At 67.9% G+C, this 25,263-nt stretch carries 23 protein-coding genes and 2 pseudogenes; 12 read left to right on the forward strand and 13 right to left on the reverse strand.

Annotated elements, in window-relative coordinates; all coding sequences use genetic code 11:
* Nucleotides 1–432: pseudogene (locus GXP76_RS01435) on the forward strand (hypothetical protein); the annotation flags it as partial.
* On the opposite strand, the gene GXP76_RS01440 reads toward GXP76_RS01435, so the two are convergent.
* Nucleotides 338–820, reverse strand: a complete 483-nt coding sequence (locus tag GXP76_RS01440) for a hypothetical protein (RefSeq protein ID WP_242569532.1) — start codon at nucleotides 818–820, stop codon at nucleotides 338–340. The pseudogene GXP76_RS01435 and the gene GXP76_RS01440 sit on opposite strands and share 95 nt — an antisense overlap.
* Before the next feature lie 38 nt (nucleotides 821–858).
* Here GXP76_RS01440 and GXP76_RS01445 point away from each other — a divergent pair, with 38 nt between their 5' ends.
* The gene (locus GXP76_RS01445; protein WP_242569533.1) at nucleotides 859–1,428 is read left to right on the forward strand and encodes a hypothetical protein; all 570 of its coding nucleotides are present in this window, start codon (nucleotides 859–861) and stop codon (nucleotides 1,426–1,428) included.
* A gap of 76 nt (nucleotides 1,429–1,504) precedes the next feature.
* On the opposite strand, the gene GXP76_RS01450 is transcribed toward GXP76_RS01445, so the two are convergent.
* Nucleotides 1,505–2,101, reverse strand: coding sequence for a hypothetical protein (locus tag GXP76_RS01450; protein ID WP_242569534.1), 597 nt, complete (start codon nucleotides 2,099–2,101; stop codon nucleotides 1,505–1,507).
* 268 nt (nucleotides 2,102–2,369) lie between these two features.
* Between GXP76_RS01450 and GXP76_RS01455 the strand changes: the two genes are divergently transcribed.
* Entirely contained in the window at nucleotides 2,370–3,011 is a 642-nt protein-coding gene (locus tag GXP76_RS01455) for a replication-relaxation family protein (protein ID WP_242569535.1), read from the forward strand.
* A 35-nt stretch (nucleotides 3,012–3,046) separates the two neighbouring features.
* On the opposite strand, the gene GXP76_RS01460 is transcribed toward GXP76_RS01455, so the two are convergent.
* The 5 genes from GXP76_RS01460 to GXP76_RS01480 form a co-directional block, all read right to left on the reverse strand.
* Nucleotides 3,047–3,397: a DUF4333 domain-containing protein gene (locus GXP76_RS01460; RefSeq protein ID WP_242569536.1), complete on the reverse strand. Its 351-nt coding sequence runs from the start codon at nucleotides 3,395–3,397 to the stop codon at nucleotides 3,047–3,049.
* A gap of 271 nt (nucleotides 3,398–3,668) precedes the next feature.
* Nucleotides 3,669–3,845, reverse strand: a complete 177-nt coding sequence (locus GXP76_RS01465) for a hypothetical protein (protein WP_242569537.1) — start codon at nucleotides 3,843–3,845, stop codon at nucleotides 3,669–3,671.
* Between the two features lie 51 nt (nucleotides 3,846–3,896).
* A complete protein-coding gene (locus GXP76_RS01470) occupies nucleotides 3,897–4,430 on the reverse strand; it encodes a nuclear transport factor 2 family protein (RefSeq protein WP_242569538.1) in 534 nt (177 codons plus the stop codon).
* Nucleotides 4,427–4,765 (reverse strand): Atu4866 domain-containing protein, encoded by a 339-nt coding sequence (locus GXP76_RS01475; RefSeq protein WP_374359614.1) that lies wholly within the window; start codon nucleotides 4,763–4,765, stop codon nucleotides 4,427–4,429. Before GXP76_RS01475 ends, GXP76_RS01470 begins: the two co-directional genes overlap by 4 nt.
* A 140-nt stretch (nucleotides 4,766–4,905) precedes the next feature.
* Complete coding sequence (locus GXP76_RS01480) at nucleotides 4,906–5,760, reverse strand: helix-turn-helix transcriptional regulator (RefSeq protein ID WP_242569539.1); 855 nt, start codon at nucleotides 5,758–5,760, stop codon at nucleotides 4,906–4,908.
* Between the two features lie 102 nt (nucleotides 5,761–5,862).
* Between GXP76_RS01480 and GXP76_RS01485 the strand changes: the two genes are divergently transcribed.
* Together GXP76_RS01485 and GXP76_RS01490 are read left to right on the forward strand one after the other, a co-directional pair.
* Complete coding sequence (locus GXP76_RS01485) at nucleotides 5,863–6,618, forward strand: Atu4866 domain-containing protein (RefSeq protein ID WP_242569540.1); 756 nt, start codon at nucleotides 5,863–5,865, stop codon at nucleotides 6,616–6,618.
* Nucleotides 6,615–8,066, forward strand: coding sequence for an amidohydrolase family protein (locus GXP76_RS01490; RefSeq protein WP_242569541.1), 1,452 nt, complete (start codon nucleotides 6,615–6,617; stop codon nucleotides 8,064–8,066). Before GXP76_RS01485 ends, GXP76_RS01490 begins: the two co-directional genes overlap by 4 nt.
* 167 nt (nucleotides 8,067–8,233) lie before the next feature.
* On the opposite strand, the gene GXP76_RS01495 is transcribed toward GXP76_RS01490, so the two are convergent.
* Nucleotides 8,234–8,557 (reverse strand): NUDIX hydrolase, encoded by a 324-nt coding sequence (locus GXP76_RS01495; protein WP_242569542.1) that lies wholly within the window; start codon nucleotides 8,555–8,557, stop codon nucleotides 8,234–8,236.
* Nucleotides 8,558–9,170: 613 nt separating this feature from the next.
* Between GXP76_RS01495 and GXP76_RS01500 the strand changes: the two genes are divergently transcribed.
* Nucleotides 9,171–10,100, forward strand: coding sequence for a hypothetical protein (locus GXP76_RS01500; RefSeq protein WP_242569543.1), 930 nt, complete (start codon nucleotides 9,171–9,173; stop codon nucleotides 10,098–10,100).
* A gap of 351 nt (nucleotides 10,101–10,451) precedes the next feature.
* On the opposite strand, the gene GXP76_RS01505 is transcribed toward GXP76_RS01500, so the two are convergent.
* A complete protein-coding gene (locus GXP76_RS01505; RefSeq protein WP_242569544.1) occupies nucleotides 10,452–10,925 on the reverse strand; it encodes a hypothetical protein in 474 nt (157 codons plus the stop codon).
* 203 nt (nucleotides 10,926–11,128) lie between these two features.
* Complete coding sequence (locus GXP76_RS01510; RefSeq protein WP_308354080.1) at nucleotides 11,129–11,743, reverse strand: SLC13 family permease; 615 nt, start codon at nucleotides 11,741–11,743, stop codon at nucleotides 11,129–11,131.
* Between the two features lie 205 nt (nucleotides 11,744–11,948).
* On the opposite strand from GXP76_RS01510, the gene GXP76_RS01520 reads away from it, so the two are divergent.
* A complete protein-coding gene (locus GXP76_RS01520) occupies nucleotides 11,949–12,419 on the forward strand; it encodes a trypco2 family protein (protein WP_242569545.1) in 471 nt (156 codons plus the stop codon).
* A 40-nt stretch (nucleotides 12,420–12,459) separates the two neighbouring features.
* Entirely contained in the window at nucleotides 12,460–14,814 is a 2,355-nt protein-coding gene (locus GXP76_RS01525) for a trypsin-like peptidase domain-containing protein (RefSeq protein ID WP_242569584.1), read from the forward strand.
* On the opposite strand, the gene GXP76_RS01530 is transcribed toward GXP76_RS01525, so the two are convergent.
* Nucleotides 14,790–15,362, reverse strand: a complete 573-nt coding sequence (locus tag GXP76_RS01530; protein ID WP_242569591.1) for a hypothetical protein — start codon at nucleotides 15,360–15,362, stop codon at nucleotides 14,790–14,792. The two genes, GXP76_RS01525 and GXP76_RS01530, sit on opposite strands and share 25 nt — an antisense overlap.
* 106 nt (nucleotides 15,363–15,468) lie before the next feature.
* Here GXP76_RS01530 and GXP76_RS01535 point away from each other — a divergent pair, with 106 nt between their 5' ends.
* The 3 genes from GXP76_RS01535 to GXP76_RS01545 all read left to right on the forward strand — a co-directional run bounded on the left by GXP76_RS01535 (nucleotide 15,469) and on the right by GXP76_RS01545 (nucleotide 18,840).
* The gene (locus GXP76_RS01535) at nucleotides 15,469–16,329 is read left to right on the forward strand and encodes a helix-turn-helix transcriptional regulator (protein ID WP_242569546.1); all 861 of its coding nucleotides are present in this window, start codon (nucleotides 15,469–15,471) and stop codon (nucleotides 16,327–16,329) included.
* Nucleotides 16,330–16,345: 16 nt separating this feature from the next.
* Entirely contained in the window at nucleotides 16,346–17,152 is an 807-nt protein-coding gene (locus GXP76_RS01540; protein ID WP_242569547.1) for an SAM-dependent methyltransferase, read from the forward strand.
* A gap of 1,298 nt (nucleotides 17,153–18,450) precedes the next feature.
* Nucleotides 18,451–18,840, forward strand: a complete 390-nt coding sequence (locus GXP76_RS01545; protein WP_242569548.1) for a DUF4406 domain-containing protein — start codon at nucleotides 18,451–18,453, stop codon at nucleotides 18,838–18,840.
* Between the two features lie 867 nt (nucleotides 18,841–19,707).
* Here the strand turns inward: GXP76_RS01545 and GXP76_RS01550 are convergent.
* Both GXP76_RS01550 and GXP76_RS35790 read right to left on the reverse strand, forming a co-directional pair.
* Nucleotides 19,708–19,940 (reverse strand): annotated as a pseudogene (locus GXP76_RS01550) (transposase); the annotation flags it as partial.
* Nucleotides 19,941–20,579: 639 nt separating this feature from the next.
* Nucleotides 20,580–22,424: a CHAT domain-containing protein gene (locus tag GXP76_RS35790; RefSeq protein ID WP_242569549.1), complete on the reverse strand. Its 1,845-nt coding sequence runs from the start codon at nucleotides 22,422–22,424 to the stop codon at nucleotides 20,580–20,582.
* Nucleotides 22,425–23,058: 634 nt separating this feature from the next.
* Between GXP76_RS35790 and GXP76_RS01560 the strand changes: the two genes are divergently transcribed.
* On the forward strand, nucleotides 23,059–25,101 hold the full coding sequence (locus tag GXP76_RS01560) for a pentapeptide repeat-containing protein (RefSeq protein WP_242569550.1): 2,043 nt from the start codon (nucleotides 23,059–23,061) through the stop codon (nucleotides 25,099–25,101).
* The last annotated feature ends 162 nt before the right edge of the window (nucleotides 25,102–25,263 follow it).

Here is a 25,263-nt window from a genome sequence, read left to right on the forward strand (position 1 = left end):
GCAGCGCGGCAGATCAGCCACATCAACGCCCATGCCACCGGAACTCCGGTCGGCGACGTTGCCGAGGCGCACGCGATCGAGGAGGTCTTCGGCCACGCCACCGTGACAGCGCCCAAGGCAGCGCTCGGTCATCTCTTTGGCGCAGCCGGCGCGATCGAAGCGGTCATCGCCGTCCTCAGTGTTGAGCATGGCGTCATCCCGCCGACCCGTAACCTCACCGCGGCCGCCGTCGGTCCCGACATCGATCTCGATGTCGTCGCAGAGCGACGAGACGTCCCCCAGGAGGCCGTGCTCAGCAATTCCTTCGGCTTCGGCGGGCAGAACGTCTCACTCATCGTCACCGGCGCACGGCACGGCCCGCCTCGCAGGTCCTGGCCGAGGCGAACGACTGCATGGTGCGCTGCGGCGGCACGGACGGCAGGTGGTTCTTGACCGAGGCCGGCCGGGAGTGCCCGTAGCCCTCCTGGGTCGGCCGGTCGCGGGACTCGGGCGGGTGGACATCGAGGACCGGTCTCCCGGCGTTGTAGTCGGTCCAGCGCTGGTAGTCGACGGCGGTCGTCCAGAAGCCGCGGCGTTGCAGCGGAAGCACAGGGAGGAGCGCGCCGGCCGGGGCCTGGCGGATGAAGTCGTCGAGGGTGATACCGGTCGGTGCCGTGTCGAGGTGGGTTTGACCGCAGCCAGAGAACCGCCCGTTGGGGCAGCGGTAGCCCTCGCGGGCGGTGCAGGTCCAGATGACGATCTGTCGGAAGCCACCGAGGATGCGGATTTTGTAGCGGGGGTTCTCGATCTGGGGCAGTTGCGCCTGGTTGGAGCGGAGCATGGCGACGCGAGCGGCGCCGGCGATGATGCCCTGTCGGTGTGCCAGGCGACGGCGTCTCGTTTCGCGGCGAGGGACTTCCGGGTCCGTTCTGTGGCGCCGTAACCGGTCTTGAACGGCGAGTGCTGCATTTCGTAGGCGACGTGGCGGGTGCCGAGGAGGAGGACGTCGGAGCGAGTGCGCCCGTCGGCGGCTCGGGCCTCGCGGCGGGCCGGGTAGCCTTCCTCGGTACCGACTCGTTCGACGCGGTCGCAATAGGCCTTGTGTTCGTCGCTCTCCAGCGCTTGGTAGGGGTGGTCGCCGGCTTCGCCAGGCTGGTGGGAAACGACACGTTTGCCGTGGGCGTTGTTGTACGTCTTCATCCAGTGAGTGATCTGGTCGTCGTCCCAGCACCAGGCGCACTTCACCAGTCGGCGGCGGGTGGAGTTGCGGTTGTCGACGACAAGTTGGTCCCAGTCGGAATCTGTCATTTCCGCAGCATCGGTCTTTCCCCGGCCGTCGGTGAGGTAGATCAAATTGTTGTGCATGTCAGGATCTACTCCTCAGGCTCAGGGGTGTGTCCGGGTATCTCCTCGGTGTGGCGCTTGCACCAGTTTGACAGTGGACACTGACAACTGACTCGGAATTAGCTTTCTCGGAGACCGTGCACAGCCACATCCCGTTGGAGAAGTTCCTGTTGAGCGGACCTCATGCAGTGGAGGCTGGCGGGTCGATGCGGGTGGCTGTCCTGCCGGTCACAGCCGCCCACCACTGGCCGTCACTGTCACGGAAGTGGATCTTCACGGCGGGCTTGCTCGGGAGTCGGGGGACGTGTGCCCCGTTTTCGTCCAGGAGCCACAGGGCGACGGTCACGTCAGTGCCCGGATGCAGCAGCGACCAGGACGTGGTGGACAAGCTGCGACCGACGTTGGGGTTCGGCTTCCACGACCGCCATGGCCCCACTTCCTCCGGTGTGACGTCGGTCAGCTGTATATCTGTGACGGTCCTCAGGCTGTCGTTGGTGATCCGTACGGCCAGCGACCCGCCGTTGTTCGTCAATCCGATCTGGACCTTCTCAGCCTCCCGCTGCGCTGACTGCTCTGTCTCGGCTGCCTCCTGCTGCTCTTTGGCGGTCTGTCGATCCATCTGCTGCCGGGTCAGCTGATTGGCTTCCTTGGCGGCAGCCAACTGTTCCTTGGCCGCGTCCGCGGATGATTTGGCGGTCTTGGCCTGGTGGATGCTGACGAAGGCCGCGGCAGCGGATATGACGACTGCGGCAAGAGCGATTCCGGTCTCTGTATCCATGGCGGAACGCTACCGGGGACCGTGCCATCTGGATGAGCACCGCCAGGCTTCCCAGCAGGCCGTCGTTGGTGGACCGGAGCGTCGATAGGCACGACCGCCATCGGCCTCGTCCGGTGTGCCACGAGACGTGGACGTTGCCGTAGTTCCTCACTTGTCCCTGCGACTGGCCCACCCTCCTCTTGCTGCTGGGCATCCTCGGTCGCTCTCCCGACTACTTCCGCCCCCTGTGGCAGGCCGCCACCGAGCACCCACCCTCGTAGAGCTCGCCATGGAGTGGCCGGAGCGGCGGGCGCCGCGGCTGGTGTCCGATCCGGTGGCCGCGCGGCTGCGGGCCGGGCACACCCTGGCGGTGACCGAGACCGCGCTCGCGTTCCTCGAGGACGCCCGGCGCCGCGGCGAGACGTGCCTGCCGCTGGACTGGATACCCGAAGTCCACCACCCGATCGGCAACAGCGAGGCGGTCACCCCGGACGCCCTGCTGTACTACGACTCCGGCGACGCGATGCTGCGGGCGTTCGTCGAAGTCGACCGCGCCACCATGGGCCCCGAACGCCTCGCCGCCAAGCTCACCGCCTACGCCCGCCTCCACCGCCACATACCCACGCCCGCCCCCGGCCGCCGGCCGCACCTCACCATCCAGGACACGCAAGAGACGTGGAAGCGGCACTATCCGCTCTTCCCCCGACTGCTGTTCGTCCTGGACGCCACCGGCCCCGCAGGTGTCGAGAACCGCATCCACGCCCTGCACGCCCACACCGCCGACCCGGCGGTGAACACCTTCCTGCGTCACGTCCCGGCCCTCGCCGCCCCACTCACCGACCTACGCGAACACGGGCCCTCCGCGCCGGTATGGCGACCGGTCCGCGCCCCCGGCCGGAAGGTCGACTGGATGCACCCACACCGCCCATGAGCGGCGGGACGGCCGGTCGCCCGCTCTGCCGTTCCTCAGCCCAGTGACAGGTCGCCCTGATCGTCCTTGATCTTCACCTTGACCCAGGCATTGCCGCTGCGGTGGCCGTCGCCGACGCCGATGACCTTGCACTCGAACTCCCGGCCCGTCTCGACGGGGATGGAAGCGGGGCAGCTGACATCGTCGATGGTCGGGGGCTTGGCGAAGTCGGCGGAGTTGACGTTGTTGAGCACGGCCCGCGCCAGCGCGTCCTGATCCAGAACGCGCTGCGGCTGCACGGCGGGACTCCCGGCCAACAACATGATGGTGAAAGTGAGCGCACAACAGGCGATCACGGCCAGGGAGAGCGCGATGACGGTACGGGCGAAGCTGCGTTGATCAGTCACGAGGACAGTCCTATCCGGCTGTCCGTGCTCATACAAGCCGTGTGGTGACGTGAAGTTGTCTCTCGCTCCCCGCGGAGTTCCCGCACCACTCCCTGCGCGACCGGAGAGGAGATTGTGCACCCCCTCAGAGCGAGGAGTCCGGACCCATCGGCAGGCTCGTGATCGCCCCGACCACGGCCCCGCTCCCCTCGCCTCATCCCAGGCATCCCAGGCCTCCAACTGCCGCCGCCAGCGCGGGCTTGCCCAGGGTCGCCTTTGCGGAGCGGTGTCTTCAGGGGATGAGGACCACGGCCGCGCTGAGGATGTCGGCGTGGTCGAACGCCAGCCGTTCCGGCAGGTTCTTCAGGGGCCACCAGCGGGCGGTGTCCACGAGGCGGATCTCGACGCGTGGAACCGACGCGGCCAGCGCCGTGCAAAGCTTCCGCTTGCCGTCGATCTCCTCACGCATCAGCGATTCGGGGGTGCCCGACTGTCAGGCCAGGCGGAGAGCAGGGACGGGTCAGCCCACCTCGATGCGATCGATGAGCTCCTGCACGGCGATCATGTCCAGGTAGGCGTGGCTGCGCATGACGCGGCCGCCCAATAGCTGCCAGACCCAGCAGTACTCGTTGTGGTACTCGACACCGTCGATCGCCGCCGCGTCGCCGTAGAAGCGGATGATCACGGTGTCGCCGTCAGTCCACAGATCCTGGACTGTCATCACGAGCGTCGACGCCAGACGATCCATGATCGGTGCCGACCCCTCCGCGAGGAAGTCGGCTTTGGACGTATATGTGCGCCCGTTGACGATCGTCCACTCGACATCGTCGTGAAGGATCTCGTAGATGTCGCCGCCGGCGTTCTGCCGCTCGAAGGCCCGGGCCACCGCCGCCCTGTTGCGGCGTTCCCGAGCCGGTCGGCAGGACCGCGCCGCGTCGACGTCCTCGTGCGGTCCTGCCGAGGCGGTGGCGGTCCCGGCCACCATCGTCAGCCCGCTGGTGACCCCTGCCGTCACGAATGCGCGCCGGCTCTGCCGTGAAGTGCCGTTCGTCATCGTTCATCCCTGGCTCGTCGGTGTGTGTCGCTGCCCTCGCGGTAGAAGACGTAGCCCGCGTGGTGCAGTACGTCTGCGTCGAACATCCCGTCCGCGCTGAATCCGGTGTCGTCGGCGTACTCGATCCTGGTCCCGGAGATCCGATAGGAACCCGTGTAGGCGTTCTCTCGCTCTCCGCGGGCCTCGTCGTAGCGGCCTTCCGCGCGCAGTTCCTGGCGGATGTGCCCATCGGCCGTCACCCACATCCCGACGTACGGGTGCGGCGACGCGTCCGCCGCCCCGGCCGGACGCGTCCCCGCTGTCGGTCTGGGCGGTGTCGGCGTCGCGGGTGTCAGGGGCTCCTGCCGGCTGCGCTGCGCGGCGTCGTCAGGACCTGCGGGTCTTCCGCTGTCCGGCTTTACGGAGCACGCGGCGAGACCTCCGGCGAGGAGGACGGCGACGCATGAGCGGCTGACCACGGTTTCGAGGCGGGCCCTCACGAGGTCCTGCCGCGTGAGCCGTTCCGGTGCCCGGGGCGAGTCGCCGCCAGCGAGCCGAGCAGGCGCAGCGCGTCGGCGGTCCGGGTGCCCTCCTGGGCGTGATAGACGATCAGCTGCTGCCCGGGGGCGGAGCGTATGTCGAAGGCATGCATGCGCAGGGTGAGTTCGCCTACGTCGGGATGCAGCAGAACCTTTGCGGCGTCACTCTTGCCCCGTGCGTCTCGTCTCTGCCAGAGGTCGGCGAACTCGCGGCTGTTCTCCGTGGCCGTCCGCAGCACGTCGTGGATCCGCGGGTCGTGCGGTCGGGCGCCCTCAAGGAAACGGAATCCCGCGACCGCGTTGGCTGCGGCCGTCTCCCAGTCGGCGTAGAACGAACGTGCCGACGGGTCGACGAACATCGCGAGCAGCAGGTTCGCACCGGGGTGGAGGTGCTTGAAGACCGCGCGCCCCAACGTGTTCGCGGCCAGGACGTCGTAGGCGCGTCCCAGGATCAGGGCCGGCGTGTGGTCCCACAGCTCGGCCAGTGCCAGCAGTTGCGGAACCGCACGCTCGATGCTGCCCTCGTGGCGCGGGAGCGGGGTCATCCCCGCGACCCGGTACAGGTGCAGCCGGCCGTCGTCGTCCAGCAGCAGCGCCTCGCTCAGGGCATCCAGGACCTGCGGAGACGGCCGCCGCTCACGGCCCTGCTCCAGGCGCAGGTAGTAGTCGACGCTGATACGGGCCAGCATCGCGACCTCTTCGCGGCGCAGGCCGGGGACGCGTCGTCGCCCGTCCTCGGGCAGACCGACGTCGGGCGGCGCCACCTGCGCGCGCCGGCTCCGCAGGTAGTCACCCAGTCTCGTGGTCGTCATGTCGGTCAGGCTAGGTCTCCCGGCGGCCGGGAGCCTGGTCCCAGTGCTCCCAGGACGGACGCGGTCTTCTCCCGTCCCTCGGCCCGGTCGAGGGTGGAGGACATGACCGACATCCCCGCCACCTTCACCGCCGCTGACCTTGATGCCGTCCTCGCGGGCGCCGATCGTCCGCTGCTGCTGACCGATGCCACCGTGCACACCCTTGACCCCGTCATCGGGACCCTGCTCCACGCCGACGTGCTGATCGGCGCAGGGCTCGTGGTCGGTGTCGGCCCGGGCATCGTCACCGCCGCCGCCGACGACGGCGCTGTGGTGGTCCCTGCCACGGGTGCCACGATCTTCCCCGCCGTTCTCGATCTGAGCGCCGCGCTCGCGGGCGCAGCACGCACAGAGGGTCCGGGCACGCTCGCTCCGGGCGCCCCGGCGCACCTCGCCGTCCTCGACGACGCCGACGCGGCGGACCTGCCCACGGCGCTGCGTGCCGCGCTGACCGGTCCGGGGCGGCTGCGCGCGGTCCTGCGCGACGGCGTGCCCATCGCGTGGGACGGGGCCGCGCTCGCCCCGGCGCCGCAGCGCCCCGCGACGACGGGCGCCGACGGAGGCGGCGCGGGCCGCGCCGGCCCGGACCGGATCGGCGTCTGGGTCGACACCGAGGGCTTCCTGCACCAGGAGCTGACCGCCGACGCCCGCTACGACGAGACCCGAGGCGGGCGCCTGCACGCGTTCCAGGGCCGCTACTGGATCGACGGCGACCGCATCGACTACCTCGACGACCTCGGATTCTGGGCCTTCGGCCGATTCGAGGGGGACACCCTGCACCACGCCGGCTACACGATGCGTCGGAGGGACACCCGATGACAGAGCACCTTCTGGTCACGCTCAAGGCGCTCACCGCCGCGGAGCGTGATCCGGACCGCCTCGTCCTGCTCACCGGCGGCACCGTGGTGACCATGGATCCTTCGCTCGGGACCGTCGAGCGCGCCGACGTGCTCCTGCGCGGTGACCGGATCGCGGAGGTCGGCCGTGGCCTGACAGCGGCGAACGCGGTCGTCATCGACGTGTCGGGGTCCATCGTCGCGCCCGGGTTCGTGGACACCCATCGGCACGCGTGGCAGGCCCAGATGCGGCGCACCATACCCGACGTCGACGACCTCGTGGGCTATCTCCAGTCCACGCTCGTGCGGGTCGCGCCGCTGTACGAGCCGCACGACATGTACGTCGGAACGCGCTTGGCGGCCCTCACCGCACTGGACGGCGGGATCACCACGATGCTCGACTTCTCCCACAACTCCCGCACCCGCGAGCACTCCGACGCCGCGATCACCGGGTTGCTCGACGCCGGCATCCGCGGCGTGCACGCGTCGATGAGCCCGCATTTCGGCGACTGGGACCAGCAGTGGCCGCACGACCTGGCAAGGCTTCGGTCGGCCTACTTCTCCACCGACGACCAACTCCTCACGCTGCGACTCGCCGCTCTCGCCACCCCCGAGATCGCCGGGGCGCGTCTCGCCTATGACCACGACCTGGCCCGGGTCGCGGCGGACCTCGACATCGGAGTGAGCCTCGACGCCGTGTTCGGGGCGGTGGCATCCGAGGCGATCGTGCGGTGGGAGCGGGACGGACTGCTCGGGCCGCACATCGAGTCGATTCACTCGACGGCCCTGTCCGCCGACGCGTGGTCCGCGATGCGCGACACGGGCGTCACCGTGTCGCTCGCGCCGACCTCCGACACACAGATCGGCCTCGAAGATGCCGTCCCGCCCGTCGACGAGGCGCTTGAGCACGGCATCCGGCCCGGCCTGTCGGTCGATGTCGAGGTCGCGCTCGCGTCGGACATGTTCACGCAGATGCGCACCCTGCTCGCCGTCCAGCGCATGCGCGCCGTCCACGCCGTCTACGGCACCGACGACGAGCCCGTACGCATCACGACGCGCGACGTCCTGGACTTCGCGACGCTGTCCGGCGCCCGAACGCTCCGACTCGATGATGCCACCGGGTCGATCACACCCGGGAAGCACGCGGATCTCATCGTCGTCGACGCCGAGGGCCTCAACACCATGCCGCTGCACGATCCGATCGGGACTCTCGTGCTCGGTGCCGACCGTGGCAACATCACCTCGGTCTGGGTCGCCGGCCGCGTCCGCAAGTGGGCCGGGCGCCTCGTCGGCGTCGACTTGGACGACCTGCGTGCCCAGGTGCACGACTCGGTTGATTCCATCGCCGAACGGCTCACCCGGGATCACGGGCGCATGGGCGCGAGCGCTCACGACCGCACGAAACACGTCCGATCGCGGAGGCGAACGTAGGTGCGGATACTCAGGTGGCAGTCGCTCCTGACGACATAGTTGACCTCAAAGCACCAAGCAACACCCTGTCGCAAGTCCTCCATGCGGTGGCGGCGGGTAACAGCTGCGGCCCGCCGACGTGTTCGGGTCGGCGGGCCGCAACTGTAGGGCGGGATGAGTCGAATCGGTCAGACCGTGCTGCGCGGCGCTTGGGCGTCCTTGAGGATCTGATCGTGGTCGAACGCGAGGTCCGGGAGCGCGTCCAGAGGCCACCAGCGGGCGTCGGAGGCGTCGTCCCCGGCCGCCGGCGGAACGGGCGTCGGCAGGGTGGCCGTGTAGGCGATGGTGACGACCCGGCCGCGGGGGTCGCGGCCGGGAGCGTGGTACGGGCCGACCTGCCGGAGCTCGGCGGTGGAGAGCGAGATGGCGGTCTCCTCCTCCAGCTCACGCGCCGCAGCCTTCAGAATCTCCTCGCCGACGTTCACGTATCCACCGTTAGGAACAGTTCGCATGTCTCAGAGCCGCTGTTGTCTCAACGGATCCATTTCAGAGATGTGCAGGGCATCCGTCGACACGTAACCGGGGGTGTCTCACGCTGAGCGACAAATTTTGCCTTGCTGTGACCTCGTGATCCGTGGACCGGGTCGGATCAGCACCGCCTGGGTGCTCTCACGGCCTCGGTACTGGTGAGCTCGCGTATTCAACTGTCGCCCCTGCTCCCGGTGTACAAGGACAAGTCTTACTCTCTGTAGCTAGTTGGCACAGTGGCTAGGGCGACTCGCGGCAGTTGAATGGCGAGCTCACCAGCACCAAACCCGGGATCAGGTCAGCGAAGCCGTTGTTGTTCACGGCGAGTTCGCGGCCGACCCGGCAGCCAACTTCACCCGCCGCTCCAACGCCCACGTCAGCCCGTCCGCCATCAACAGCCCCTCCCTGTAGCGGATCTCCCTACCCGAGCGTGCGAGGCGGCTGAGGCCAAGAGCAGGCGTCCGGCCATGCCGGACGGGCACCAGCTCCAGTCACGGGGAGCAGCCAGATAGGTTTGGCTGGTCAACGTCAACTCCGGTTCAAGGATGATTCGGGAAACTACGGCCTTGGCGTGGTCACGACTCGTATAATCCTGCTATGCAGGAAGCTGTGATCGGAGGACTGGGGACCATCGTTGGTGCGCTGATCGGAGCGTGGGCGGTATCCAAGGCTCGAACGCCGACCAAGGCGCATGTCGACCTCGTTGATGCCTCCTTGATCCTGCCGGAGATGCTTCAGCCGGCCGAGCGAGCCAGCCTGAGCGGGCCGACCCCAGAATTAGTCATTGATGTCAAGCTACTGAATAGTGGCGGACAGACTGCATATGTCCACGCACTTAGTCTGGAACTCTCAGAAATAATCTACAATGCGGGCACCGAGATGCCTAGAATCTGGGACCCGGAGGAGGATGTCCTCAATCGGATGAACCTCCAAGAATGGTCAGCAAGATATGGAGTCTATTCGCATGCTGAGCTAGTCCTGCAAGGATTACCCAGAAAGGGTAAGGTTGCGATCCCGCTGTCCCAGGAGCTTAAATCTGGCAGTGTAGACAGGGTATGTCTAGACTGGTCGCCACCTACAGTCAATGCTGAGAACTGGCCGCGCGTCCAGGCATTCAAGGCGCGCGTGAGTGTCACCTATAACGCTACACAGGTGGCCAAGTTTAATAAGACGCTTGAATCTCCTGTATTGAATCACCCGCTTAGAGCAACCTTTAGCCATCTGCTATCTACACTTGAGAGCCTATTGGCTCAATGCCATGAAGAGTGGACGCCGCATGAGTTGCAGATTCTCAGCAGCAGGCAATTGCCCTCAGATACTCCGCGGCTCCTAAAGTGGCGCGGGTATGAAATGGATCCTCTTGAGGCGATTCGCAGGTGTCTCGATGCCCATGAGCAACGCCTACGTGAGCTGATAGATTCCTATGTCGCTGCTGGCGGCAGTTATCCTGAGCAACTTGAACAGCTTCAGGAGGAAATCTCGGAACTTCCGAGACTGCGGCGTCAACTTGGTGTGGCCGTCATCTGAGACGGATCAAGCTCCAGGCCGGCTGTCGCAAACCTTCAGCGGGTAATCGGGGGTCGGAACGCTGGCGACCTCGCGTAATCAGGCTACTTTGTCTCCGGCGCAATCGCTCTGCTTCGTAAAGCGCGTCAGGTACGCGAAGCGGGCTGCGGATCTACCCGCGCGCGATATGCACTCAGATGGACCGAGCGGTCAGGATGTACCGGCGGACCGGGCGGGTCCCCTTGCCGCCGACGCCGCCCGCACCGTCGCCGGGATTTGCTGGACTGGGTGATACCCCCCGCGGCACTCTCTGACGCGCCAGGGGTACCCGATCACTACCCAATCGACCAAGATCAATATCAGCACCAATGGCTATACGGATGTTCCCCGAGGCCGGAAGATGTCGGTGTCGTGCTGGTGAGTCAGCCCGCTCGTCGAAGTGTGGCCGCCTTGCAGGAGGCCAAGCCGGTTCTGCTGGGGCTTGTTCGCTGCCTTCTTCTTCAGCTCGATGGTTTCGCGGTAGAGGTTCGCGGCGACCGTAGCGAGGGCGTCGAGTTTGGCCTGGAGCTCGCCGGCCCTTTTGTTGGCTATGCGGAGCTTGGCCTTGAGCTCGGCGATCGTCTCATCGCGGCGGACCTCTCCGGGGGTGCGCAGGACGGGGTGAGCAACCTGGATGTCCCATTCCTTCAGGATGTCCTGGGCTCGGTGGACGGTGGCGTGGCTGACCCGGGTCTCTCGGGCCAGGTTCTCCTTCGTCAACGCGCCGTCGCTGTGCCGGGGTTCTCCGGCCAGCAGTCGGGTCATGGCCTCGCGTAGCTTGTCGGCGGTCGCGGCGGATACCGGCATCAGGTGCTCTCCTTGAGGCGGTCGATGTGTTGGGTGGCGGAGCGGACGTCCGCGAGATCCGCGCTGCCCCGACTACGTCGCCCAATCTGCGGGCGAAGCCGACCCGGCAGCGGCCGACCAGCCGATCTCCACGCACACCCTTCCGTTCGAATTCTGAGCTGGGCAAACACTGAAACCCAGAGACTCGAAATGTCATGAACGGCTCAGAAACAGGCACTCAGGCCGGCCGCGACGGCGGGGATCATCGGGACGAAGATGTCGATGGGCGACACCTTCGGCGCGGCCGCGGCACGGGCGGTGGAACCGCCCCAGGGAACCGTGTTCAGCGCTCCGTTGGTAGTGGCTGTCACGCAGGTCAGAACGACCGGGCTCATCCCCAGGCGCAGGTAGATGGGCAGGAACGCCGACGTGACGATGATGAACGTGGTCGAGCCGTCACCGTCCAGCGACACGATCGCGGAGAGCAGCGCCGTGCCGACGACGATCTTCACCGGGTCCTGCCGGACCACGCGCAGCAGACCACGGATGAGCGGGTCGAAAAGCCCCACATCGATCATGACGCCGAAGAACGTGATCGCGAAGAACAGCAGTGCCGCGGTCGGTGCGACATCCTCGATCGACCTGCCGATGTCGTCGGAAATCCCCAGCCCCGTCCCAGCCAGAAGGCCGAAGACGACGGGAACCAGAACAAGGGCCGCGACAGGAACGACGGCAGTATCCCGACGGCGTCCACCGGTTTTCCTACTTGGAAGGCGGCCTGCCGTTCTTGTCGTGGGGCTCTTGGGGCGCTTGTTGGGGCGGTAGCTGGGGCCGTTCATGATGACCTGGTGGCTGGTACTGATGAGCCGGTCGAGGAGTGGCTCGGCGACGACTGGGTTGGGAAAGAGGGGATACCAGTCGCTGGGTGCCGGCTGCTGGTGATGATCAGGGACCGTCCCTGCCGCTCACTGACCAGCTCGTGGAGGTCGTCGGCCTGGGCTGCGGAGAGCTGACGCATGGCGAAGTCGTCGAGGAGATTCCCCGTTGACCACCGGCCTGAGCATCCGCCACCACACCGGCGCCGACGCCGCCGTACTGCGCCCGCGCGCAAGAGACCGCGAGAGATCTGACGGAAACGCCACGGCAAAGGGATTTCCCGGCGGACAATGTCCGGAGGGGAGGATGAAACAGGTGAACGAAGAGCGAGTTGTGGCAGGCTTCGGTCTTGCGGAGGCGATCGGTATCTTGCGCGACGAGTTGCTCGCGGCACGAGAGGCAGGTGCGGAGTCGGCGGTGCAACTCCCCATCGAATCCATGACGGTCGAGCTGACAGTGACCGCGTCGCGGTCCGTGGACGGCAAGGCGGGGTTCAAGGTGCCGTTCGTCGAGGTCGGGGGTGGTGGAACTCGCGGGCATGGCAACGAGCAGCGGGTGACGGTCACCTTCGGGAGCCCGGTGGACGCGCAGGGCCGACCCGTCAAAGTCGCTCGCGGCGGCAGTGAGTTGAAGGACTGACGCATTGACCGGTGTCCCATGGTCGGAGCGTTTGGTCGAGGTGATCGCCGACCTCGGTCCGGTCGGCTTCCGTTACGGATCCGGCTGCGTGGTTGCCGGCAAGACCGTGCTCACCGCCGCGCATGTCATCTTCGACGCGGTGGGCGTCACGATCCGCGACACCCATAAGCGGTCCTACCCGGCCCAGGTCGACGCCGAGTTCGTGGGTTCGCCCGAAGGCCCCGCCCCGGACTTCGCGCTACTGCAGGTCGACGACCTTCCAGGCGACGGCTATCCGCCGCTAGCCCTCGGACGGGCGGTGAGGGACAGCCAGACACCCGTGGTGATCGAACGCTGCCACGCGTTCGGCTACCCGGGGTTCGCTGAGACCTCCGAGCCGCGGCCGGCTCGGGACAGCGTCCACGCGGTCGGCGTGATCGCACCCCTGTCCAAGCTCTCCCGTGGTCTGTTGAGCATGGTGGTCTCCCTCGAACCGGCAACGCTGGGTCCGCAGTCGGCGTCGGCCCGATCAGGGGAGTCGCCCTGGTCAGGGATGTCCGGCGGCCCTGTCGTCGCCGACGAAAGGCTTCTGGGCATGGTCGTCGAGCATGCGCTCGCCGAGGGGGCCTCGACCGTCACCGTGCTGCCGCTGACCGCGTTGGAAGCGGACCCGGACCGGCCCCGCTGGGGGCCGGGTGTCCCCCATCCGGCGGCGTGGTGGCGGCGGCTCGGCGCGGTCGACGGTCCGGCACACCTGCAACCCGTGCCAGCACCGTCCGCGACGCATGCCGCAGACGCCCCGCCACCGTCGGCCGCACCGGTCACGCCCCCGCCCCGGCCCTCGCTCGCCCACGCCTTCGTGTCCCGTGCCCTCGTCTTCGCCGGCGCCGAGCACGTCACCAAGAAGGACTTGGCCGCGACCATCCGCAAGCACTGGGCAATCGCCGCCGACCGGTTCTTCCGGCGCATGGGCACCGAGTCGTACCCCTCGGAGAGCTGGGCCGAACTGCGTTCCTGGCTACGGCAGTTCAACGACCACCGGACCGACGACGTCGAGGGTCGGATCGTCCTCATCGACACCTACCTGACCGACCCACGCCTCTCACACGACCACAAGCTGCTGCGCCTGCTGCACTGGCTCGACCCAGACGGCCCGGTCGTCTACCGCGGTCGCCCGATCACCTACGGCTCGTTGGCCCAAATCTGCCTGCGCCGCTACGTCGGCGGTGGCAGGCGCGATGCCGAACTACTCGAGGAACTGGCCAGGCCGCACGGACGGCTGCTCGACACTCTGGCCGAGTTCCCCACGCTCGATCGACTGCGGGGCGTGCGGCGGTCGTGGCACAAAGCCCTGAAGAAGTGGCGGGACGCCGATTCGACGTTGTGGCCGCCCGAGGTGCGGGACTGGGCTGCGGACGTCGGGCCGGGGGCGCTGCTGGCCGCCCGTCTGCCGCCGGGCCACCTGGCGGAGATCCGGCCCCGGCTGCCGGCCGAAGCACAACCGCCGGATCCGAGCAGTGCGTGGTACGACCATCTGCTCCAGGCCGCGGGGGGTCGGGATACCGTACTCGGCCGGCTGGCCGAGGCCGAGTGGTCCGCCCAAGCCCGACAGGAGGCGCTCACTACTGCCAGGGAGCGCGAGCAGCGGCTCCGGCAGGAACGGGCGGCGGAACAGCGGCGGCAAACAGAGGAAAGGCAGCGGCGGGAGCGTCTTCGGCTCGCCGCAGAGGAGGAAGGCGAGCGGCAGCGCAGGGTGCAACTGGAGCTGGAGCAACGGCGTCTTCGGCGCGCCGAAGACGAGGAAGGCGAGCGGCAGCGCGAGACGGAGTGGCAGGCTGCCGAGACAGCCCGGCTGAGTGCGGCCATCCGTGCCCTGGCCGTACTGCGCGCGTTCGCACTCGGGGCCCTGTGGGCCCTGTTTTTGATCGTGGCAATCTGGCTCAGCTGGTGGTTCACCAGTTACGAGTTCGACGCCGCACAGATCCTGTCCTGGCTGGCCTGCATCTTCAGCGCTTCGGCCCTGTATCGGGTAGTTCCCTGCGCCCTGCGGCTCGGCGGCGCTTTTCGGCCGCGGCTGCGTACGCCATCGACCTGGCTGCCACCGACTCGCCCAGCCCTGGCGACTGCAGCTCTGCTACTGGTCTACGGCCTAATCGGCGGTGATTCCTCGTCCCGTTCGGACAGTGTCAAGGCCGACTCCGACCTCCTCCGGGACCGCGGCCTGGGCGCATTCCTGAACTACGTGAGCCAGAACGGCTCCAGATCATCCTTCGGAGACATCCTCATCGGGCTGCTCGCGCTGGTCGTCGGCGCCGGATGCGTCTGGTTCGGCCAGCACGCCGGCCGAACGGCGGCACGCCGCTGGAAGGAGACCCACGCCCAGCAGGACGCTCACCGTCTCACCGGCCCCCGATGAGCTGTTCGCGAATAAGGGAAGCTCCTCGTGTGAAGCTTGGGCCCCGCAGCGGAAGAGCCGTTGCAGGCGCTCGGCGGCCAGCCCGGAGCCCCGTCGGTGTCCTTGACCGTGCGCCGGAAGAACCGCTGGTAGCCGTGGAACTTGGCGGCGATCTTCTGCGGAGTCTCGTGGCGGTTGTCGGCCTCGATGAACAGCAGCGGTATCCCGTCCTCCGGGGCGGTGAGGACGATGTCGGCGTACACCGCGGCCCGCCTCGGGGTGGTCCACGTCCCGGCGAGGGACAGCACCACCTCGGTCGCGAAGGAGCAGATCGTGCCCACACCCGCCGAGGCCTCCACTGCGGACCGGGCGGCGGCCTGGCAGTCCAGCGCGTAGGCGGCCCGCTCCCCCGGCGGGTGACCATGCGTCTCTTCGTACTCGGCCACGAGGGCGGGCATCGCGTCGGCGATCTGCCGACGGGGGATCGCCTCCCGCAGGAGCCCCGACGCGCACTCCCGAACCAGCCAAGGCGTCAGCCCCCGGTGCCACCTTTCGGCCTCATCCGCCATCAACTCGCCACCCACACCGTGCAATCGCACAGTGTGCGCCATCATGTGGAACAGGGCATGGTGATGAAGGGCCAAGCCCTGTTCCGAAGGCGAGGTCCCAGAGTCTGTGTCACGGCCCCGATCCGGCCCCACCGCGGCCCTGCGCCTGCTGGGAGCGGATCTTCGAGCCCGCCGCGAAGCCGCCGGCGTCACCCTCGAGGCCGCTGCAGACTCCCTCGGGGTGCACAGAGCCACGGTTAGCCGCCTGGAGCGGGCGCATACCGGGCCAAACCCCAAAATCGTCAGCGAACTGCTGCACCTCTACGGCGCCCCCAATGAGGAGGCCGAGGCAGTGCTCCGGGCGCTGGAGGAGGCGAAGGAGCCAGGCTGGTGGCACCCGTGGCGTGATGTCCTGCCCGAGTACCTGGCCGGGGTGATCGACCTGGAATCGGCAGCGGACCTGATCCGCGTCTACTCCCCCGGTGTCGTCCCGGAGCTGCTCCAGACCCCGGGATATGCCCGCGCCCTCCTGCGGCTGCGTTACCCCCGGGCGACCGGTGAGGAGGTCGACCGGCTGCTGCAGCTCCTGCGCGAACGTCAGGAACACACCCTGCGGCGTCCGGTGCGGCCGGTGCGGCTGTGGGCCCTGATCGAGGACGTAGTCCTCCAGCGGCCCGTCGGCGGGCCTTCGGCCATGACCGAGCAGATGAATTTCCTCGACCACTACACCCGCCACCGCGGCAGCGGAATCACCGTCCAGGTGATTCCCACAGCCGTCGGAGGTCACCCGCTGCTGCTGTCCGGGCCGGTATCAATCCTGCGCTACTCCCATCCGCTGCTGGAGGACCGGCTGATCGCCCCGAACCTGCATCCCGGGGTGTCCCCCATCACCGAGGATTTCGACGTCGTACACACCTACCTCGGGGCGATGGACGAGACGGCGACCCTCGCGCCACCCCCTACCACGCCCTTGCCGACACCGTTCTGAGAAAGGCTCCGTGCTGATGACCGACCGACCGCCGAACCCGCACAACCTGGACGTCGACCTCCAACCACAAACGGCGCGTTCGGCTCGATTCTGGAACTATTTGCTTGGGGGTAAGGACAACTTCCCGGCCGACCGGGAACTCGGCGAGCAGATGAAACGCGAGTTCCCCGCGGTGGTCGACCTCGCCCTCTCCACCCGGACCTTTCTCGGGCGCACCGTGCGGCACCTCGCCGCCGAGGAGGGCTACCGGCAATTCCTCGACATCGGCACCGGCCTGCCCACCGCCGACAACACCCACGAAGTGGCGCAGCGCGCCGCCCCGGATGCCCGGATCGTCTATGTCGACCACGACCCCATCGTCCTCGCGCACGCCCGCGCGCTGCTCACCAGCACCCCGGAGGGGGACACCGACTACATCGACTCCGACCTCAACGATCCCGGCACCGTGATCACCGAGGCCGCCCGCACCCTCGATCTGGACCAGCCCGTCGTGCTGATGCTGATGTCGGTGATCGGGCACGTCACCGACCCCGTCGAAGCCATCGCCCTGGTACAGGACTACATGTCCCGCCTCGCCCCGGGCAGCGCCCTGGTGATGTGCACGACGCTCTCCTCGCCGGAAGTCGACGCGATGACCCGGTCGTACGGCGATTCCGGCACCCTGCCTTACGTGGCCAGCAGCGCCGAGACCATGCTCGCCATGGCCGACGGCCTGACGATCCCCGACCCCGGACTCGGCCCGATCAACCGCTGGCACCCCGACAAGTCCGGCCCCGGCACGGACACCCAGCAGTGGGGGTACGTCGCCTACAAACCCGCCTGAACGACAACCCCCGGCCGCCACGGGAAACGCCAGGAGCGCTCAGGGCACCGTCCGGGGCGGCCGACCGGCCTCGGCATCTGCCGGCGCGCTACGAGAGGGAAGGCCGAGCACTTCACCGGTCCGGGGCCCTTTCCCGGACCGGCCGCGCGTTGGTGGGCCCGGACGACGGCGGAACCGAGCGCGACGACCCAGTACGCTGCCGCGCTCACGGGACCCAAGCGCTGAACCCGACGAACGCGGAAGCCCGCGAGTGGGCAGTGGCCAGCGCCGGCGAGGTCGGCCGGAGTCCCACAAGACGCCCGCCTCGACGCCGCGCCCGTCGACTTCCTCACCACAGCCTGGGGCGACAAGCAGGCCTCGGAGCGGGAGGCAAGAAGGTCTCTGTCGACCTGGAGCCAGGCCCCCCGGGACGCCGACGGTCGATGTTCCGGCGGCGGTAGCCGCGGACGACGAGCAGGCACGGGAGACATACCGGTGTTCGACCCCCAACCCCCGCTCCATGGCAGCAATTTCGAATCCTTACGCACCTACTTCGGGTTGCCGGCCACCCGCCCGCCTCCAAGCAGCGTCAGTCACCCGCCAACCACGGCGGCCGGCACCGAAATCGAGGGCGCTGCGGGTTCGTCTCTGAGGGCTTGGTGCCGGTCTCGATCGGACTGAACAGAACGAGGAGCAGGCCGCCGTCGCGGCACCCGTCACGACGGCGGACTCGATGCTGTCAGTACGCCGATACACCGCCCAGGCGAGGAACAACGCGAGGGCGAACACGAGGCATTGATCGCCTCGATCTTGAAGGTCACCACACGCTCACAAGGGGCCGGGCAGCGGCCGTCGCCGACGAGGACCTGGCACAGGTAGTAGCGGGACATCTGCCCGGCTCGAACGATCGCGATATCCATCACGAACACCACGCCACACCACCCTGACCTGCAAAAGAGGTGCGATTAGCGTGACGTCCCGCCGAGCGGGAGCAGCGACCCGACTCATCGCTCTCCAGCGGACCTCAAGACCGGCACGACACCACCGCACACCACTGAGAACCACCATATGCATCCGAGTACCAGGAAAGGCGGACCACCAACGAGTACGGCCTGCATCGTGGCGAGGGTGACCAGTTCGGCATCGCTCATTGCCGACCGGCGGGCGCCCCCGCGCCGGCTCGGGATACTCCCATGTCGTCGGTCGCCGCATAGAGTGCCGTCGCGAGGGTGTCCACGTCGTTCGTCACAAAACGATCTTGGACGCCCTCGTTCTCGTCTCCGCAGGCACCCCTTGGACCACACCACCAGGAGGAACCAGTGTCATACCCGCAACTTCTCACCCCCGAGGAGAAGCTCGCCAACGCGAAGAAGCTGTTGAGCCTCCCGAGTATCGTCGTGATCTGCGGCTCCACCCGCTTCATGACCGAGATGACCGAGGCCGATCTGTGGGAGACCAAGGCCGGCAAGATTGTCGTCAAACCGGGCTGTGACATGAAATCGCCGCACGAACTCGGGTCTGATCCTGTCGAGGCCAAGGCGCTGAAGGTTCGACTCGACGGACTGCACCGAGCGAAGATCCGTCTCGCTGATGAGGTGCTCGTAGTCGGCGACTACATCGGAGACAGCACCCGAGCCGAAATCGCCTACGCCCGGTCGCTGGGCAAGCCCGTGCGGTTCACGCACCCCGAAGTCGACCCTGACGCCTGACCGTCTCGCGGTGGTTTCGGCCGCCGCCCACCCCACACCCTCCGCAGGCATACCTTGGATGGCCGGAGTTGGCCCTTCCGAAGGGGCCTCGTTGATCCCGGACTCGCCTGGAGAACAAGGTACGGGCACAGATCAGGCCTACTCCTGTCACCAGAAGGAAGGCCCCCGCAATGTTCGTCTTTGCGTCCACAGAAATCTCCCTCCTCCGCCGCAAGGGCGGGCTGGGCAAGGACGTGGAGCCGGTGAAGGAGCGCGCGAAGCAGCTGGCGGCGGTCGATGAGGGGCGCAGCTGTCGACCGAGCGGCAGGAGCGGTTGGCGAAACTGGGCGTGCAGCCCGCTGAGGCAGCTTCTCCCGCCCCGGCAGTCGCTCGTACGACGAAGGCGGTCTGGTTCACCGGGCGGCGCGGGGTGGTGAGCGTGCGGCAGCTCCCGCAGTCCTTTGCCGAGATGACGGCGCCTCACATTCAGGTGAGGCCCCGGTTGCTTCCTGGGGCCTCATCCGGGTCGGATGGCTATCCGTGTTCTGGCGGCCTCGGCGGTGGCGGAGCAGGTGGTGGCGTAGTTGGCCGTTGCTCTTCGCGTCGTCGCAGCAGGGCGGGAAACAGGAAGCCCACGATCACCCCGGCCATCGCGCCTGTTACCGGAATCGAAGTACTGCAACGGCCCTGCGATGAGCGCGCCGAAGGCACCCAGGGCGAGCGCACCGTGCCCACGGCGTTGCAGGCTTGATCTTTCTCTATTCACAGCTACCTCCTCTCTGGCCTGTGAGACGGATTTCAGGGCGCGCTACCCGGCCGGTGACCGAGTGCGGATCCAGATGGAGTGGCACCGAGTGTTCTCCCCAGCGAGCCGTTCATGAAGGCATCGCTCTCCGTCCGTCCCGCAGTCCCGAAGTACGGCCGTTGGACCCCGGCCGAGCGGACCCCTTCTTCAGGAAGCCCGTGTCGTCCACGATCAGCACGCCCTCAGGGGCACCGAGGTGTTCGGCGACGTAATCCCGCACGTCGTCGAGGACTTCGTCAGGGGTCCCGGCCGCAGCGGTTCAGCGCCGGTGCATACGGTCGGGAGCCGCCTGGCCGGCTTCCCCGGCCAGCGTCCAGACGCTGAGCAGGTGGTCACCGGCGTCCTCCGGCCGCTACTCCTGCGATCCCACAGCACGTGCCTGCGACGAGTACAGCTGCAAGCCACAGCGGTCCGCTTATCACCGCTACGATCGCTCCAATTGCCATCAGAATTGTTCCCAGCGCCGCCATACGCTGCCCGGTGTTCATCAGGATGACTCCACTCCTGAGACGGTGCTCCCGGTTCCGGCGAGCAATGTCCCTGTCGCAATAAGTGTCGTACCGCCACTTGCGGGTGCGGCAACGACGGTTCCCGCCGCGACCAGACCACCACCACCAACCTGGGGGTCGGGCGTGGTGAAGCGGCGCGTGATTGCGGCGTACTCGGCGTACGCGTCGGTGGATCTGGCGGGTAGTGGTCGAGTTCGACTTCGGCGTTGGCGTAGGACTTCGTCATGCGCAGAACACCGGTCTCGTATGTGGCGGCTGCAGCGCCGAGCAGGACCTCGAAGGCCCGTGGGGCGGCGGTACTCAGCTCCTTGAGCGGCTCATCGGGCGCGAGATCGAAGTGAGTCCACGGACAAAGGGGGAGCCATGAGCGGATGCAGGTGACAGCTACCGATGCAGTGGGCCGGGTCGGCTGCGGATCAACCTCCGATACGATGGAGTGTGCGTGATCAGGCGCCCGCGTGGACGTGTGCGGCCCACACCGACGGCAGGTTCGGATACTTCTTGCTGAGCTGCCTGACCGTGCGATGGACCGCCACAGACGCGCACAACGCACCGGATCGATCCGCGATCAACTCGCCGTAGATCTGCCGACTGAAGGCTGGTGCCACGGCGTCGTCGACGCGCCAGAGCGTGCCGACTACCTGGGAGAACCCGGCTATCTGAAACGCCGCCAACGGGTGAATCGCCTCGTCGGACAGGCGCGCGGTGGTGCGGGCGGTGTCGCAGGCCGACAGGAACGCGAACTCCGCGTTCCGCAGGCGCAACCGCGAAAGGTCCAGCACCCGAAACGGCGTGCGGTCGTGGTCGTGCAGCACAAGTTGGCTGTCCGAAGGGTTGTCCGGGTCGCTGTACCCGTGGCAAGCGAAGTGTGCCCAACTACTGGCCGGCAAGGCGTCGAGAACGGCGTCACGAGTCGCGTCCGCGCCGACCAGGACCGTGGCACCGGGTACAAGAGCGGCCAGGTGGTCGGCTTCGGCCTGTGCGCCAGGCAGGTCCGGGGCGTCCGGAGTGTGCGGCATGGCGACCACCAGCAGCCGCGGTTCGTTCCGGTCGTCGCGGCGGCCCGCGCGGGCGTGGCCCAGAGCGCGGATCGTCGGCGTTGTCGAGGAGACGACGCGGTCGAGGAGCACAGGTCCGCCGTCGCGGTGGTGGCCTGCCGCCTGCAGGGGCAGCAGGCTGAGCGATCCGACCGGGGCCCACCAGATCCTTGGCCACGGGCCATCCGCAGCCGGTTCCGCCGTCAGCCCCAGTTCGCCGAGCACAGGGCTCGCGACGGTGTCCCACAGCCACTCGAGCGTGTCATGGATCGTCTGCTCGGCGGCCAGCCGCCCCTTCGTGAACGCGGTGTTCAGAGCGCGTACGCGGTCACTTACGGCCTCTTCGCTCAGCCGGTCCAGCGCGTGTGACCGGACCCCGTCCGGCGTGATGATCAGCGCGTCACACCGGTGCCGGCTGACGTTGACGTACACGATCGGGCCCTCGTGCGCCTGCGCGGTGAGGTCGGTGAGCAGCGGGGTCCGTAGGAACCGCTGCATCCCGGGCAGCGAGCGGATCCGGTCGATCACCGCGTCGAGCTCGTCTGCGAGGGCAATGCGGTCGCTCGTGGTGTCGGTTTCGAACTCCGCGGTGAGCGTTCGGAAGCGTTCGGCCAGCTCGGGTGCCCGCTCGTGCAGGTCGGAAAGATCGCCGCGGCTGTCGAGTGCCTGGGCGGCGAGTACGCAGCGCCCGGACTCGAGCAGGGTCACCGCGCTGACCTCGTCGCCGGCGGCCAGCGCACACGCGGCCGCGTTGGCGGCGACCCCGGCGAACCGGCTGAGCCAGTACTGGGCGTCCTCGCGGCCCAGGCGGCGCCCGGCGAGCCGGGGCAGCAGCCGGACCGCGGCGGCGTACCCCTCGGCGGCCACGTCGAACTGCCCGGCTGCGGCGGCCAGACCACCCCAGCGGTCCGCCGCTTCCGCCCGGCTTTCCACCGGCGATGCGGCAGACGCCGCGGCCTCCCGGTAGCAGCCGAGTGCCTCGGTCAGTGCGTCGCCGTCGTCGAGGCGCCGGAAGCCGAGCGCGAGGACGTTGGCGATGCGGGTCAGTAAACCCGCCCGGGAATAGGCGTCCTGCTCGGGCCTCCGCGCCGCGTTCCGGGCCAGGTCCACCGCCTCGGCGAGGACCTTCAAATCCGGCGGCTCCCGTCGCGCGACGGCGGGTGCGACGGGGTTCGTGCACCAGTCCGCAAGCGCGGCGGCCAGGTTCGCGGTGTACCCGGGCCAGTGCGGGCTGTCCTCCGGAGTCGCGGCCACGGACGCGCGACGCGCTGCGATCGCGTCCCGCAACGCTCGCTGACACGGTCGCAGTCATGCCATCCCCCCACGGAGCCCCGAGCCCCGCACAGCGCACCGACCGTCCCTCGCCGACACCACAGGGACAACAGCACTGCCTGTCTGCCGAGTTCACGCCGTTCGTCCCAGATCCACACCAGCCCCCTCATGCACAGCCGGGCCCGCGCCGCACTGATCCCGTCACAGGCATTGGCTGTCCACCGTGCCCGAGTCGTCTTACGGGTGCGGGAGTGCAGACGATGGCCGTGTGGCGGCGACCCTCCTTGCACGTAGTGTCACTGCCCGGCAGTCGGCAGCGGGTCCCTGTCGGCCTTCGGCTCGTCGGTCACGCCGGCCTTGGTTCAGAGCGAGGGGCGAAGTCGCCGGGCAGGCCGATGGAGGTCGGGGGGGGCCGTGATCCGGGTTGCTCGCCGGTCGGTGGGCAGGGCGCGGGCGGGGCCGTTCGAAGAGTTGTGCGAGGGTGTCGGGATCGACAGCGGTTCCTGGACCGGATGCGCAACCGATGGCCGGACAGGGGCATCCTCTCTGTATGCCGCATCCGAACACTCAGCCGTCCGCCAGCGCACCCCCGTGGCCGCATTGCGGGCACGGAAGCATGCCGGAGGACCCGATCGGCTGCCGAGGCATCCGTGTCAGTGGCCATGGCGCGTGTCTGGCCCATCTCGCCGACGCAGACCGCGCCATCTACTTGAGCGGCCTGGCCCCCGGATCCGGCATGGACCACCGCGGTACCCCCTTCACCGAGCCCCTTCTCGTCGCCCTGCTCAGCTCCGTCCGTGATCCGGTCACCGGCAAACCCGTTCTCGGCGCGGCTCAGTTCGGTGCCGCAACTTTCGACGGCATGGCCGATTTCGGGGAAGCGACGTTCTCGGGTGCCGTCGGGTTCGGTGCGGCGATTTTCAAGGGCGCCACGAAATTCGCTGCCGCGACCTTCGAGGGCGGCGCTGATTTCACTGGAGCTGTCTTTCACCACCATGCCGGTTTCAAGGCGGCGATTTTTGAGAGTGACGCCCGGTTCCCGGAAGCAAGATTTCAAGACATCGCCAGTTTCCAAGAAGTGACCTTCCACAGTCTTGCCGGGTTCAGGGCAGCGGTTTTCAGGGGGGACTGCCGGTTCAGGAAGGCGACCTTCGGATATGAGACATGGTTCAGGGCTGCCACCTTCAACGGGAACGCCGGGTTCAGGAAAGCAACTTTCAGAGCCAACACCGGGTTTGAGGGGGCGAATTTCAGAAACGACGCCCTGTTCGAAGCGGCCTCTTTCGAGCGTGGCGCATGGTTCAGGGCGGCGAACTTCGGAGGAGATGGCCTGTTCGGGTCGGTGACTTTCATGGGAAACGCCGGGTTCAGGGCAGCGGTATTCAGGAAGGACGCCCGGTTCGAGAACGTAACCTTCGAGCGCAACGCGTGGTTCAAGGAAGCGACTTTCAAAGGAGCCGCCCATTTCGAGCAAGCAACGTTCGGGGGCGCAGTGTCCTTCAGTGCGGCAGCTTTTGGTGCCCATGCCGGGTTCGTGTCGGCGGTATTCGATCAGCCAGTCACTCTGGGCCCGATGCTGTGCGAGGGAAGGATGACGCTGTCCGGGGCTGCTTTCCACGGCCCGATGAACCTCTTACTCGCCGCACGTCACCTGACGTGCCGGCGGACTCGCTGGTCGTCGACCGCCGAGTTACGGCTGCGTCACGCGACGGTGGATTTCACACAGGCGGTTTTCGAGTTACCACTCACGATCGCCGCGGAAGCCGACCCCTTTCTCCTCGCCGACGGTGCGCCCGTCGCCGAGAACGGTCTTGCCGGCGGGCCCGAGGCCACGGTGCGGATGGCGTCGGTGCGTGGTGTCGACGCGGCTCACCTGATACTCGCCGATGTCGATCTGACGGAATGTCTGTTTGCCGGGACCGTGCACCTGGACCAGTTGCGTCTGGAGGGCGACTGCGCCTTCGCCGGTGTCCCGGTCGGTGTGCACCGGAGGCGCGGGCGACCGGTGCGTTTCACACGGCGTCGCACGCTGGCCGAAGAGCGCCACTGGCGCTCGCGGCAGCCCGGCGCGATCCCGGGCTGGAACACGACCGGGACCGGGGCGGGGAGCGTCGGGCCGGCGCAACTGGCCCCGGTGTACCGGGCGTTGCGGAAGGCGTTCGAGGACGGGAAGAACGAGCCGGGGGCGGCGGATTTCTACTACGGCGAGATGGAGATGCGCCGCCAGGACCGCGCGAACTCGACGCGCGCCGAGCGCGCTCTGCTGCACGGTTACTGGCTGTTGTCCGGTTACGGACTGCGTGCCTCCCGGGCGCTGGGGTGGCTCGCCGCGGCGCTGCTCGTCACCGTCGTGCTGTTGACGGGGATCGGGATCCCCCGTGAGGGTCCGAAGCAGGAGGCGACTGGGATGGTACCGGCCGGTGGTGGGAAGGTCACCTTCGAGATCGACCATCCCGACCCGCAGCCCCCCGTCGGGGACCGGTTCACCGGCGAGCGCTTCGAGAAAGCCTTGAACGTCACACTCAATTCGGTCGTGTTCCGGTCCGCCGGTCAGGACCTGACCACCGCGGGCAAGTACATCGAGATGACGTCCCGCCTCACCGAGCCGCTCCTTCTGGGCCTGGCAGTGCTGGCCGTTCGCAGCCGCGTCAAACGCTGAACCGCCTCGCCCTGCCCAGGTCTCAAGGCCGTGAACGGGACACGGAGGGTGTCCGATTCGCCAGGCCCTCCTACCGGTGCGGCCCTCCGCGTGGCCATCACGTCAAGGCAGTCACGGCGTGGGCCAAGGCAGCTGCGCAGCCACGTCGCCGCGTCCGTCGTA

This window comes from Streptomyces sp. NP-1717, from assembly GCF_022695985.1.
GTDB lineage: Bacteria > Actinomycetota > Actinomycetes > Streptomycetales > Streptomycetaceae > Streptomyces.